Genomic DNA, 12,816 nt, shown 5'->3' with positions numbered 1-12,816 from the left:
GGGGCACCACTGACCGTCGTACGCCAGTACATCGAGAACCAGCAGCGCCCCGTGTGACCTGGCTGAGGCCAACAGTGCAGATCCGTGCCCAAAGCCGAGATCAGAGCAGTATTGAGATGCGCTTCACCTCCCCCGTGAACGGGGGAGCACTGCGCAAGATCAAAGGTAGATGACCGTATGACGATTCGCCGATTCGCCGATCCGCCGACTCAACGAGGACGACCGCCCATGACCATCCGTGTCCTGCTCGTCGACGACCAGGCACTGCTGCGCAGCGCCTTCCGGGTGCTGGTGGACTCGGAGGCCGACATGGAGGTCGTCGGGGAGGCGTCCGACGGGGCGCAGGCGGTGCGCCTCGCGCGGGAGCAGCGCGCCGACGTCGTCCTGATGGACATCCGGATGCCGGGCACCGACGGACTGGCCGCGACCCGGCTGATCAGCGCGGATCCGGGGCTCGCGCATGTACGGGTGGTGATGCTGACGACGTTCGAGGTAGACGAGTACGTGGTGCAGTCGCTGCGCGCGGGCGCGTCCGGGTTCCTCGGCAAGGGCGCCGAACCCGAGGAGCTGCTCAACGCGATCCGGATCGCCGCCGGGGGCGAGGCGCTGTTGTCGCCGGCCGCCACCAAGGGGCTGATCGCCCAGTTCCTCGCCCAGGGCGACGTCCTGGACGACAGCCGGGACCCCGCCCGCGCCGAGCGGCTGGACGCGCTGACCGGGCGGGAGCGCGAGGTGCTGGTACAGGTCGCCGGCGGGCACTCGAACGACGAGATCGCGGAACGGCTGGAGGTCAGCCCGCTGACGGTGAAAACGCACGTCAACCGGGCCATGGCCAAGCTGGGCGCCCGGGACAGGGCGCAGCTCGTCGTGATCGCCTACGAGTCGGGGCTGGTACGTCCAAGGGTGGAGTGAGCCTCGCGGACGTACTGCGGCCGGAGTAGGCACCGGGTAAGGAAACGGGACCTGGGGGCTACGGAACAGGGGTCCCCTGTGGCTCAGGGTGTAAGGGCGGGCGCTCGTAGGTGCCACACACGGATGTGCGGCACAGCTGTGTCCGCAACGCATGACGCATGCGCCCTTCGTCCGCTCAGGCCACAGAAGAGAGACGCTCACCCATGTCCTGGCTGTCCAGGTTCAGCCTCGCGCAACGGGCCCTCATAGGGCTGATGTCGATCGTCGCGATCGTCTTCGGAGCGATAGCGATACCGCAGCTCAAGCAACAGCTGCTGCCCACCATCGAACTCCCGGTGGTGTCCGTCCTGGCGCCTTACCAGGGTGCGTCCCCCGACGTGGTCGAGAAGCAGGTCGTCGAGCCCATCGAGGACAACCTCGAAGGCGTCGACGGCGTCACCGGTGTCACCTCCACCGCCAGCGAGGGCAACGCCCTCATCACGGCGTCCTTCGACTACGGCAACGACACCAAGCAGCTCGTCGCCGACGTCCAGCAGGCCGTCAACCGGGCGCGCGTGCTGCTCCCGGACGGCGTGGACCCGCAGGTCGTCGCCGGTTCGACGGACGACATCCCCACCGTCGTCCTCGCCGTCACATCTGGCCAGGACCAGCAGGCCCTCGCCGACCGGCTCGACCGCACGGTGGTCCCCGACCTGCGGGCCATCGACGGCGTCGGCCAGGTCAGGGTCGACGGTGTACGGGACGTCCAGGTCACCGTCACCCCGGACGACAGGAAGCTGGCGGCGGCGGGCCTCACCTCCGTGTCCCTCGCCCAGGCACTGCAGGCGGGCGGCGCGACCGTCCCGGCGGGCTCGTTCGACGAGGCCGGCAACAACCGGACGGTCCAGGTCGGCGGCGGCTTCACCTCGGTCGAGCAGATCGCGGACCTGATGGTCACGGGCGCGCCCGGTTCCCGGACCAAGCCCGTGCGGCTCGCCGACGTGGCGACCGTCAAGCAGGAGTCCGCGAAGGCCGACTCGATCACGCGTACGGACGGCAAGCCGAGCCTCGCCGTCACCGTCACGATGGACAACGACGGCAGCGCGGTGTCGATCTCGGACGCGGTCGAGGGCAAACTCGCCGACATGCGGGGGGACCTGGGGTCCGACGCCAGGATCACGGTGGTCAGCGACCAGGGCCCGGCGGTGGCGAAGTCCATCAAGGGTCTGACGACGGAGGGCGGCCTCGGTCTGCTCTTCGCGGTGATCGTCATCCTGGTCTTCCTGGCGTCGATCCGCTCGACCCTCGTGACGGCGGTCTCGATCCCCCTCTCGGTCGTCCTGGCCCTGATCGTCCTGTGGACCAGGGACCTGTCCCTGAACATGCTGACGCTGGGCGCGCTGACGATCGCGATCGGCCGGGTCGTCGACGACTCGATCGTGGTCCTGGAGAACATCAAACGACACCTCGGCTACGGCGAGGAGCGTCAGGAGGCCATCCTCAAGGCGGTCCGTGAGGTGGCGGGCGCGGTCACGTCGTCCACACTCACCACGGTTGCCGTCTTCCTGCCGGTCGGCCTGGTCGGCGGTGTGGTCGGCCAGCTGTTCGGCGCGTTCAGCCTGACGGTGACGGCGGCCCTGCTGGCGTCGCTCCTGGTCTCCCTGACGGTCGTCCCTGTCCTGTCCTACTGGTTCCTGCGCGCCCCGAAGGACACCCCTGACGACGCGGACGAGGCCCGCAGGCTCGCGGAGGAGAAGGAGGCGAAGAGCAGGCTCCAGCGCGTGTACGTCCCTGTCCTGCGCTTCGCGACCCGTCGCCGTCTGACGAGCGTGGCGATCGCGGCCGTGGTCCTCATCGGCACCTTCGGCATGGCACCGCTCCTGAAGACCAACTTCTTCGACCAGGGCGAGCAGGAAGTCCTCACCCTCAAGCAGCAGTTGAAGCCGGGTACGAGCCTGGCGGCCACGGACGTCCAGGCGAAGAAGGTCGAGCAGCTGCTCGCGGACGTCAGGGGCGTCAGGGACTACCAGGTGACGATCGGCTCGTCCGGTTTCCTGGCGGCCTTCGGCGGCGGCACCGACTCCAACCAGGCCTCCTACCAGGTCATGCTGGACGACTCGGCGTCGGCGAACGACGTCCAGGCGAGCATCGAGGAAGGTCTGTCCAAGCTCTCCGGCATCGGTACGACCACGATCGCGGCCGGTGACGGCTTCGGCAGCCAGGACCTGAAGGTGGTCGTGAAGGCGGCCGACGCGGACGTCCTGCGCGAGGCGTCGGACAAGGTACGCGACACGGTGGCCGGCCTGGACGACGTCACCGACGTCACCAGCAACCTGGCGCAGAGCGTGCCGCGCATCTCGGTACGGGCCAACTCCAAGGCGGCGGCGGTCGGTTACGACCAGCGGACGCTGGGCGCGGCGGTGGCCGAGGCGGTCAAGGGCACGACGGCGGCCAGGGCGACCCTGGACGACACCGAGCGCGACGTCGTCATCAGGTCGGCGAGGCCGGCCGCGACGCTGGACGAGCTGAAGGCGCTGCGGCTGGGCCCGGTGAAGCTGGGCGACATCGCCGACGTGAAGCTGGTGGACGGCCCGGTGTCGATGACCCGGATCGACGGCCAGCGGGCCGCGACGATCACCGCCCGCCCGACCGGCGACAACACGGGCGCGGTCAGCGCGGACCTCACCTCGAAGCTGAACGCCCTGAAGCTCCCTGCGGGCGCGACGGCGGCGATCGGCGGGGTGTCGTCGGACCAGGACGACGCGTTCAAGAACCTGGCACTGGCGATGCTGGCGGCGATCGCGATCGTCTTCATGCTCCTGGTGGCGACGTTCCGTTCGCTCATCCAGCCCCTGATCCTCCTGGTGTCGATCCCCTTCGCGGCAACGGGCGCGATCGGCCTGCTGGTTCTGACAGGCACCCCGATGGGCGTCCCGGCGATGATCGGCATGCTGATGCTGATCGGCATCGTGGTGACGAACGCGATCGTCCTGATCGACCTGATCAACCAGTACCGCACCCAGGGCTACGGAGTCGTGGAAGCGGTGATCGAAGGAGGCCGCCACCGCCTCCGCCCGATCCTGATGACGGCCCTGGCGACCATCTTCGCCCTCCTCCCGATGGCACTGGGCGTAACAGGCGAGGGCGGCTTCATCGCCCAGCCGCTGGCGGTGGTCGTCATCGGCGGCCTGATCACATCAACAGCCCTGACCCTCCTGCTCGTTCCGACCCTGTACGCACTGGTGGAACTGCGAAAGGAACGCCGGGCAAAGAAGAAGGCGGCGAAGCGGGAGCCGAAGACGGAGGTACGGGAGACGGCGGGGGTGTGACCCGCTGATGCGTTGACGGACGAGAAGACGGTGGGGTGCGTACGTACGCACCCCACCGTCTTCTGTCTTACATCTTGGGGGAGTTGACGAACGCGTCCCAGATCGAGGCGCGAGGCTGGGACTACGAGAGGGCCTTGGCACGGAGCACTTCGTACCGCCGTCGCCATTTCTTCGCCGACTCCCGGTCCTCGTGGAGGTGGCCGACCTCTGATCTTTTTCGCGTGATTTCAAGGCACCGAAGCAGTCCTGGAGTCGTATCAGGGGAACGAGATCGTCCTGTGTGCTGGCTATTGGCACGGGAGCATCGGTGAAGCGTGGGACGGCTTGGGGATGCTGCGCTGCGGCGGTCGAGGCACAGTCACCTCGTTCAGGCGTTTCACAGGGATATACATCTTAAACCGTCCAAGGTGTATATCCCTGTGAATGAGAGTGCATCCGAACGGACACGGGCGACGACGGCCCCTACGGCAGCGCCAGCATCCGCTCCAGTGCCAGTTTCGCGAACTTCTCCGTCTCCCGGTCCACCGAGATCTGGTTCACCAGGTTGCCCTCGGCCAGGGACTCCAGGGTCCAGACCAGGTGGGGGAGGTCGATGCGGTTCATCGTCGAGCAGAAGCAGACCGTCTTGTCGAGGAAGACGATCTCCTTGCCCTCGGGAGCGAAACGGTTCGCCAGGCGGCGTACCAGGTTCAGTTCCGTGCCGATGGCCCACTTCGAGCCGGCCGGGGCCGCCTCCAGTGCCTTGATGATGTACTCGGTCGAGCCGACGTAGTCCGCCGCCTCCACCACCTCGTGCTTGCACTCCGGGTGGACCAGGACGTTCACGCCGGGGATGCGCTCGCGGACGTCGTTCACCGAGTCCAGCGAGAACCGGCCGTGCACCGAGCAGTGGCCGCGCCACAGGATCATCTTCGCGTCGCGCAGCTGCTCCGGCGTCAGGCCGCCGTTCGGCTTGTGCGGGTTGTAGAGGACGCAGTCGTCGAGCGACATCCCCATGTCCCGTACCGCCGTGTTGCGGCCCAGGTGCTGGTCCGGCAGGAACAGGACCTTTGTTGAATTGGGCTCGCCCTGCTCGAAGGCCCACTCCAGGGCGCGCTCGGCATTCGACGACGTACAGATCGTGCCGCCGTGCTTGCCCGTGAACGCCTTGATGTCCGCCGACGAGTTCATGTAGGACACGGGCACGACCTGGTCGGCCACCCCGGCCTCCGTCAGGACGTCCCAGCACTCGGCGACCTGCTCGGCCGTCGCCATGTCCGCCATCGAGCAGCCGGCGGCCAGGTCGGGCAGGACCACCTGCTGGGCGTCCGACGTCAGGATGTCCGCCGACTCCGCCATGAAGTGCACACCGCAGAACACGATGTACTCCGCCTCCGGACGCGCCGCCGCGTCCCGGGCCAGCTTGAAGGAGTCGCCCGTCACGTCCGCGAACTGGATGACCTCGTCGCGCTGGTAGTGGTGGCCGAGGACGAAGACCTTGTCGCCCAGCTTCTCCTTGGCCGCACGGGCACGTTCCACCAGGTCCGGGTCGGAGGGGGAGGGCAGGTCGCCGGGGCAGTCCACGCCACGCTCGCTCCTCGTGTCGGCCTCACGGCCGAGGAGCAGCAGGGCGAGGGGCGTCGGCTGTACGTCGAGGTCCTGCGTCTGGGCGGTGGTCACGACACGCACCCTTTCTGTTCTTCCGGTCACGCCTTTTCGTCGAATTGACGTTATCTATCGTAACCCCTTCACGTCACTTTGACGAGGTTCATAGCGTCGATGTGACATGAATCCCGGCGCCACGGTTGGGCCCGTCCATGGATCGCTGTTCGCGCTTCCGCGCGTGTGCGAGCATGGAGTGAAGGACGGAAAGAACAGACTCTCGGCCCGGAATGAATCCGCGGCCCCGCCGGTTGCAATCGTCGGCAAGCAGTCTCCGTACAACCCGGGAGAGATGTAGATGTCCGTATCGGACGAGACCAGCACCGTCACCGACGGCATCATCGTGTCCGACGCCGCCGCGGCGAAGGTCAAGGCACTGCTCGACCAGGAAGGCCGCGAGGACCTCGCCCTGCGCGTCGCGGTTCAGCCCGGCGGTTGCTCGGGTCTGCGCTACCAGCTGTTCTTCGACGAGCGTTCCCTCGACGGTGACGTCGTCAAGGACTTCGACGGCGTGAAGGTCGTCACCGACCGCATGAGCGCCCCCTACCTGGGCGGCGCCTCCATCGACTTCGTCGACACGATCGAGAAGCAGGGCTTCACGATCGACAACCCGAACGCGACGGGCTCCTGCGCCTGCGGCGACTCCTTCAGCTAAGCCATAGGCAGTAGGCCACAGGCCCATACGTGAAGGCGGCGCCCCCTGTGACGGGGGCGCCGCCTTCACACGTATGTACCAGGGTCCGCCGGGCGGCTACCTCTTGGCGAAGTCGCCCTCGGGGATCGCCTTCCCGTCCGCCCCCACGACCTTCCGGTCGCCCAGCGGCGCGTCCAGTCGCACCGTCTCGTACGTCGCCTTGGCGAGCGCGATGCAGACCGTGTCCTTCTTGGTCGTCGAGGTCGCGGTCACCGTCACCCGCTCACCTTTGGCCCCGTCCTCCTTCGCCGACGCCGAGTACTCGCTGCACACCCCGCCCCAGAAGCCGACGGTCAGCTCCCTGCCGTCGCCGGAGACCGTGTAGCCCTCGATCTTCATGTCACGGGTGATCGTCCCGGAGCTCGGTGACGGCTCCGCACTCCTCCCGGCCCCGGCCAGATACCGGGGGTCGACCGCCGGATATGTCACCGTGAAGTCCGTGGCGGCACCCCGCGCCCGTATCTCGAACAGCCACGACGGCACCAGCGCCGGCCGCCCGGACACGGAGTGCGAGGCCAGCCCGAACACCGCCTTGGCGACGGTGAGCGTCTCCCGCTGCCGTGTCGTCGTACCGCACGGCGCCTCCAGGCGGTCCTTCAGCGGTACGGGGCTCGCGCAGCCCCCGATACCCATCCGGTGCTCGGGCGTCGCCACCGTCCCCGGCTCGTTGAGCAGGGCCAGCGTGGCCTTGGCGCCGAGCACCGGGTACGTGTCGCCCTTCACCGGCGTCGCCAACTGGCCGCTGCCGGCCACCACTTCGCCCTGCGCGCTGACCTGGAGGCCGGTCGTCCAGCCGTACGTGGGCAGCCCGCCGACCACCGGATCGGCGTTCACCACCCGCTGCGTGTCCATGACCTTGCTCGCGTCCAGCTTCGCGTCGTCCTGGCCGACCGCCTTCAGGATCGGCGCAGCGGCCTTCTTCGCCACCGCCTCGCTCACCGGATCGACGGTCTGCCCGGCGGCCCGTGAGCCCTGCGCGCACCTGGTCGTGCTCTTGCAGTTGTCGGAGCCGCCGGCCAGGTACCGGCTGAAGGACCAGGTCCCCGGCGCCTGCCTGGCCACCCGCAGGATCGGTCCCGTCCCGTCCTTCGGGGCGCCCACCAGCCAGTCGTCGGCCTGCGCCACCGGCTTCCCCACGACGCCGAGCGCCTTGGCCAGCCGGGTCACCTCGGCGGCCGTGGTCTCGCCCTTCGCCATCGTGTACACCGGCGCCGAGCCGGGCCCGGCGGGCAGCGTGCCGTCCGCCCGGTAGGTCACCCCGTTCGGGTCGGGCTCGCCGGGCGCGATGCCGTTCGAACCGCTCGTGTCCCCCGTACCGCCCTCGGGGTAGCCGTCCAGGGCCAGCGGCGGGGGAGTGGTGCCGTCGCCGCCCGGCGTGGACGTGTCCGTACGGTCGTCGTCGCCCGAGCCGCCGGTGAGGCTGGTGGCGAGGTACGCCCCGCCGCCCCCGACGAGCAGGACCGCGGCGGCGACCGAGGCGACGAGCACCGGGGACCGGCGCCTCGGCGGGCGCTCCCCGCCGTTCTCTTCCGGTGCGGACTCGGCGGTGCCGTCCGCGTCGGCCTTGGCGGTGGCCTTCTCGTCGGCGCCGGTGTCGGTGTCGTCGTCGTGATCGGGTCGCTCGGTGTTCACCGCATCGCTCCTTCGGCTCCCAGCTGTCCCGGCTGCCCCGACCGGCCCGGCCCTGTCACCGACAGGCACCGGCAGGTCGTACAGCGCATCCTCTTTACGGGGGACAGCGATGGGACGCAGCGGGGGAGCGCACGGTTCCCGTCGAGCGCTGGTCGTGTGCTGGTCGAAGGGGCCGGCGCCGAGTCGCCGCCCGTCAGCCGCCGTAGTAGGGCATCGCGTCCACCAGCCGGGCCGAGGCGAGCGGGACGGTCACCCCGTGGATCAGGGACGGGGAGACGGGCAGGGCGATGATCCGGTCCGGGGCCGCCCAGTGCGGTGCCATCCGGGCGCAGTCGCCGCGCAGGGCGGCCAGATCGCCTTCGAGGTCGTGCGGGGCGGCGCCCGGTCCCGAGTACACCTGCTGGACCTGAAGAGCCTGATGGACCTTGAAGTTCGTCATAACGGAACCGTATGCACCGGATACCCGGCCGAGAAAGATCTACTATCGGGTAGTTTTGGCGCTACAGCGGGCACGGGCGGACCGGGTAGCGTGAACTGTCAATCCGTCTCCCCTTGCAGGAGAGTGTCCTCGCCGTGCGTATCGCAGTCACCGGCTCCATCGCCACAGACCACCTCATGACCTTCCCCGGCCGTTTCGCCGACCAGCTCGTAGCGGACCAGCTGCACACGGTCTCGCTCTCCTTCCTGGTCGACAACCTCGACGTACGCCGGGGCGGCGTGGGCGCGAACATCGCCTTCGGCATGGGCCAGCTCGGCACCAAGCCGATCCTGGTCGGGGCCGCCGGCGCCGACTTCGACGAGTACCGCGCCTGGCTGGACCGCCATGGTGTGGACACCGAATCGGTGCGTATCTCCGAGACGCTGCACACCGCGCGTTTCGTGTGCACCAACGACGCCGACCACAACCAGATCGGCTCCTTCTACACCGGCGCCATGAGCGAGGCCCGGCTGATCGAGCTGAAGACCGTCGCCGACCGCGTCGGCGGGCTCGACCTGGTCTCGATCGGCGCGGACGACCCGGAGGCGATGCTCCGCCACACCGAGGAGTGCCGCACCCGGTCCATTCCGTTCGCCGCGGACTTCTCCCAGCAGATCGCCCGCATGGGCGGCGACGACATCAAGGTCCTGCTGGAAGGCGCCGCGTACCTCTTCTCGAACGAGTACGAGAAGGGCCTCATCGAGTCGAAGACCGGCTGGTCCGACGCCGAGATCCTCGCCAAGGTCGGCACCCGGGTGACCACCCTCGGCTCCCGGGGCGTACGCATCGAGCGTGCGGGCGAGGACCCCATCGAGGTCGGCTGCCCGGAAGAGGAGGCCAAGGTCGAGCCCACGGGCGTCGGCGACGCCTTCCGCGCGGGCTTCCTGTCCGGCCTGGCCTGGGGAGTCTCCCTGGAGCGGGCCGCGCAGGTCGGCTGCATGCTGGCGACCCTCGTCATCGAGACGGTCGGCACGCAGGAGTACACCCTCCGGCGCGCCAACTTCATGAACCGTTTCCGCAAGGCGTACGGCGATGACGCCGCGACCGAGGTCGAGCAGCACCTGAGCTGAGTCAGGAGAGCCGGCGGACCAAATAGGCCGAGCCCCGGTCCGCCGGCTCCTCACCGACGTACTCCTGCCCCCGCATCTCGCACCACGCCGGAATGTCCAGACGCGCCGCCTCGTCGTCCGACAGGACCCGCACCGTGGCGCCCACCGGGACGTCGCCGATCCGCTTCGCCAGCTCGATCACCGGGATCGGGCAGCGCCTGCCGAGGGCGTCGACGACGAGCGAGTCCCCGTCGCCGACGACAGCGGCCGGCACCGCGACCGGTGCGCCCAGCTTCTCCCGTACGACCGCGACCGTGCCCGGCAGGACGGACAGGAAGCGGTCGACCTCCTCGGCCGGGGTCCCGACCGGCAGCGACACCCTCACGTTGCCCTCGCTCAGCACTCCCATCGCCCTCAGCACATGGCTCGGCGTCAACGTGCTGCTCGTACAGGACGAGCCGGAGGAAACGGAGAAACCGGCACGGTCCAGCTCGTGCAGCAGTGTCTCCCCGTCGACGTAGAGACAGGAGAAGGTGACGACACCGGGCAGCCGCCGCACCGGATCGCCGACCACCTCCACGTCCGGGATCAACTGGGGCACCCGCGCCCGGATCCGCTCCGTCAGCTCCCGCAGCCGTACCGCCTCCTGGGCCGCCTCGGCCCGCACCGCGCGGAGCGAGGCCGCAGCCGCGACGATCGCCGGCAGGTTCTCGAACCCGGCCGCCCGCCCCGACTCCCGCTCGTCCACGGGCCCTTGCACCGCGAACCGCACCCCTTTGCGGACGGCGAGCAGCCCGACCCCGGAAGGCCCGCCCCACTTGTGGGCACTCGCGGCCAGCAGCGACCAGGGCCCCTCGACCGCCGCCCACCCGAGCGACTGCGCCGCGTCCACCAGCAACGGCACCCCGGCCGCCCGGCACACCTCGGCCACCTCCGCCACCGGCTGCTCGGTCCCCACCTCGTGGTTGGCCGACTGAAGGCAGGCCAACGCCGTGTCGGGCCGTACGGCGGCCTCGTACGCCTCGACGGCCACGGCGCCGGCGCGATCCACGGCGACGGTCGTCACCTCACCGCCCGACGCCTCCCACGCCTCCGCGGCGTGAAGCACCGACGAGTGTTCGACCGCCGACACGATCAGGTGACGCCCAACGCGACGGCGGCCCGCGAGAGCGCCCGCCACACCGGTGTGTACGGCCCGCGTACCCGACGACATGAACGTCAGCTCATCGGACCGACACCCGACCGCCTCGGCGGCAGCCTCCCGAGCGGCATCCAGCAACATCCGCGCCCGCCGCCCCTCCCGGTACAGACGCGCGGGATCTGCCCACCCTTCATCGAGGGAGGCCAGCAACGCCTGCCGGGCAACGGGATGAAGGGGCGCTGAGGAAGCGGCATCAAAGTAGGACACACCCCAACGCTAAGTCCTCGACGAAGGGGACGGAGTCCCACCCAGGGGCGCGGGGCTGTGACATCAGCGGCTCCGCCGCGGGGCGCGACAAGCCACAAAGCACCCGCCCCCGCCGAACAACAGAAACCCCCACTCCACCAGGCGCCCGACCCCCCGTCAGAACACCCCCAACCCGACCCTTCCCACCCCTTGGGGGTGACCCCCGGCGCGTTGGGGACCCTCCCCGCGCGACCCCAAATTGCGTCCAGTAGGGTTTGGTCCGCATAAACATCCAAACCCCTGCCCGACGCAGGGCGGCGACCGACCACCGAGAAGTCAGGCCGCAGCCAACCCGCGCGGGCGAGACTCTCGGGAAGGCGCTACGTGAGTCCCAACGGCTCCGACCTCCCCCACGCCCTGGGGGGCGCGGGCGGTACCCCCACGCCGCGGCGCCCGTTGCGGCGGAAGCTGCTGCAGGCATTGACTGCGGGCCTGGTCCTGGCGACCGCGACCGGTTGCACATACAAGGACTTCCCCCGCCTTGGTATGCCCACCCCGACCACGGTAGAGGCTCCGCGGATCCTCTCCCTGTGGCAGGGATCCTGGGCAGCCGCGCTCGCCACCGGCGTGCTGGTCTGGGGCCTGATCCTGTGGAGCGCCATGTTCCACAGGCGCAGCCGCACCAAGGTCGAAGTACCTCCGCAGACCCGGTACAACATGCCCATCGAGGCGCTGTACACCGTGGTTCCGCTGATCATCGTCTCGGTGCTCTTCTACTTCACGGCACGTGACGAGTCGAAGCTCCTCGACGTTTCCAAGAAGCCCGACCTGACGGTCAACGTCGTGGGCTTCCAGTGGAGCTGGGGCTTCAACTACATCGAGAACGTCCCGGGTTCCACCGGAAACGCGAACACCGACCCGAACCTGGCGGCCATTCCGGACCGGTTCAAGAAGGACTTCCCGGCGAACGCCGGCGGTGTCTACGACGTCGGCACGCCCGGTACGAGGAACCCGCAGACCGGCAACCCCGGTCCGACCCTCTGGCTCCCCAAGGGCAAGACGGTCCGCTTCGTCCTCACCTCACGTGACGTCATCCACTCCTTCTGGGTGGTGCCGTTCCTCATGAAGCAGGACGTCATCCCCGGCCACACCAACGCCTTCCAGGTGACCCCCAACAAGGAGGGCACCTTCATGGGCAAGTGCGCGGAGCTTTGCGGCGTCGACCACTCCCGGATGCTGTTCAACGTGAAGGTCGTCTCTCCCGAGCGCTACGAGCAGCACCTCAAGGACCTCGCGAAGAAGGGGCAGACCGGTTACATTCCCGCCGGCATCGCGCAGACGAGCCACGAGAAGAACCGGGAGACGACGAACCTGTGAGCACCACCAACGAACCCCAGGGTGCCGCCGCAGCTGAGGACTCGTACGAGAACGAGCTGCCGGTACGGCGCAAGCAGCCCGGCAACGTGGTCATCAAGTGGCTGACGACCACGGACCACAAGACGATCGGCACGCTGTATCTGGTGACGTCGTTCGCGTTCTTCTGCATCGGTGGCGTGATGGCGTTGCTCATGCGCGCCGAGCTGGCCCGGCCGGGTCTGCAGATCATGTCGAACGAGCAGTTCAACCAGGCGTTCACGATGCACGGCACGATCATGCTGCTGATGTTCGCGACGCCGCTGTTCGCCGGTTTCACCAACTGGATCATGCCGCTGCAG

10 protein-coding genes are annotated in these 12,816 nt (G+C 68.9%); 6 read left to right on the top strand and 4 right to left on the bottom strand.

The genetic code is table 11. From position 1 onward, the window contains the following. The first annotated feature begins 228 nt into the window (after positions 1–228). Together ADL01_RS12005 and ADL01_RS12000 are read left to right on the top strand one after the other, a co-directional pair. On the top strand, positions 229–912 hold the full coding sequence (locus ADL01_RS12005; protein ID WP_053741936.1) for a response regulator: 684 nt from the start codon (positions 229–231) through the stop codon (positions 910–912). A gap of 203 nt (positions 913–1,115) precedes the next feature. After that, on the top strand, positions 1,116–4,220 hold the full coding sequence (locus ADL01_RS12000) for an efflux RND transporter permease subunit (protein WP_053741935.1): 3,105 nt from the start codon (positions 1,116–1,118) through the stop codon (positions 4,218–4,220). Positions 4,221–4,682: 462 nt separating this feature from the next. Here ADL01_RS12000 and nadA read toward each other — a convergent pair whose 3' ends face one another. Further along, positions 4,683–5,879, bottom strand: coding sequence for a quinolinate synthase NadA (gene nadA, locus ADL01_RS11995; RefSeq protein WP_053741938.1), 1,197 nt, complete (start codon positions 5,877–5,879; stop codon positions 4,683–4,685). Positions 5,880–6,159: 280 nt separating this feature from the next. On the opposite strand from nadA, the gene ADL01_RS11990 reads away from it, so the two are divergent. Next, positions 6,160–6,516 (top strand): iron-sulfur cluster assembly accessory protein, encoded by a 357-nt coding sequence (locus ADL01_RS11990; RefSeq protein WP_053741934.1) that lies wholly within the window; start codon positions 6,160–6,162, stop codon positions 6,514–6,516. Between the two features lie 96 nt (positions 6,517–6,612). Here the strand turns inward: ADL01_RS11990 and ADL01_RS11985 are convergent, their stop codons facing one another. Together ADL01_RS11985 and ADL01_RS11980 are read right to left on the bottom strand one after the other, a co-directional pair. After that, positions 6,613–8,187, bottom strand: coding sequence for a hypothetical protein (locus ADL01_RS11985; protein ID WP_053741933.1), 1,575 nt, complete (start codon positions 8,185–8,187; stop codon positions 6,613–6,615). Positions 8,188–8,380: 193 nt separating this feature from the next. Further along, entirely contained in the window at positions 8,381–8,626 is a 246-nt protein-coding gene (locus ADL01_RS11980) for a hypothetical protein (RefSeq protein WP_053741932.1), read from the bottom strand. Between the two features lie 134 nt (positions 8,627–8,760). Here ADL01_RS11980 and ADL01_RS11975 point away from each other — a divergent pair, with 134 nt between their 5' ends. Further along, on the top strand, positions 8,761–9,735 hold the full coding sequence (locus ADL01_RS11975; protein ID WP_053741931.1) for a carbohydrate kinase family protein: 975 nt from the start codon (positions 8,761–8,763) through the stop codon (positions 9,733–9,735). Position 9,736: 1 nt separating this feature from the next. On the opposite strand, the gene ADL01_RS11970 is transcribed toward ADL01_RS11975, so the two are convergent. Then, positions 9,737–11,122, bottom strand: coding sequence for a cysteine desulfurase/sulfurtransferase TusA family protein (locus ADL01_RS11970; RefSeq protein WP_053741930.1), 1,386 nt, complete (start codon positions 11,120–11,122; stop codon positions 9,737–9,739). A 363-nt stretch (positions 11,123–11,485) separates the two neighbouring features. Here ADL01_RS11970 and coxB point away from each other — a divergent pair, with 363 nt between their 5' ends. Beyond that, positions 11,486–12,478, top strand: coding sequence for a cytochrome c oxidase subunit II (gene coxB, locus ADL01_RS11965; RefSeq protein ID WP_199834808.1), 993 nt, complete (start codon positions 11,486–11,488; stop codon positions 12,476–12,478). After that, a partial coding sequence (locus tag ADL01_RS11960; protein WP_199834807.1) for a cbb3-type cytochrome c oxidase subunit I occupies positions 12,475–12,816 on the top strand: 342 nt, incomplete at its 3' end. The genes coxB and ADL01_RS11960, both read left to right, overlap by 4 nt.

It is taken from the genome of Streptomyces sp. NRRL WC-3618 (genome assembly GCF_001280005.1).
Taxonomy (GTDB): Bacteria; Actinomycetota; Actinomycetes; order Streptomycetales; family Streptomycetaceae; genus Streptomyces.
Note: the sequence above shows the minus strand (reverse complement) of the source record. Positions and strands in the feature narration are given on the sequence as shown.

Bases quoted from the DNA above. Each gene is read 5' to 3' on its own strand.
- ADL01_RS12005 (WP_053741936.1), top strand. From the start codon at position 229: ATGACCATCCGTGTCCTGCTCGTCGACGACCAGGCACTGCTGCGCAGC.
- ADL01_RS12000 (WP_053741935.1), top strand. From the start codon at position 1,116: ATGTCCTGGCTGTCCAGGTTCAGCCTCGCGCAACGGGCCCTCATAGGG.
- ADL01_RS11990 (WP_053741934.1), top strand. From the start codon at position 6,160: ATGTCCGTATCGGACGAGACCAGCACCGTCACCGACGGCATCATCGTG.
- ADL01_RS11980 (WP_053741932.1), bottom strand. From the start codon at position 8,626: ATGACGAACTTCAAGGTCCATCAGGCTCTTCAGGTCCAGCAGGTGTAC.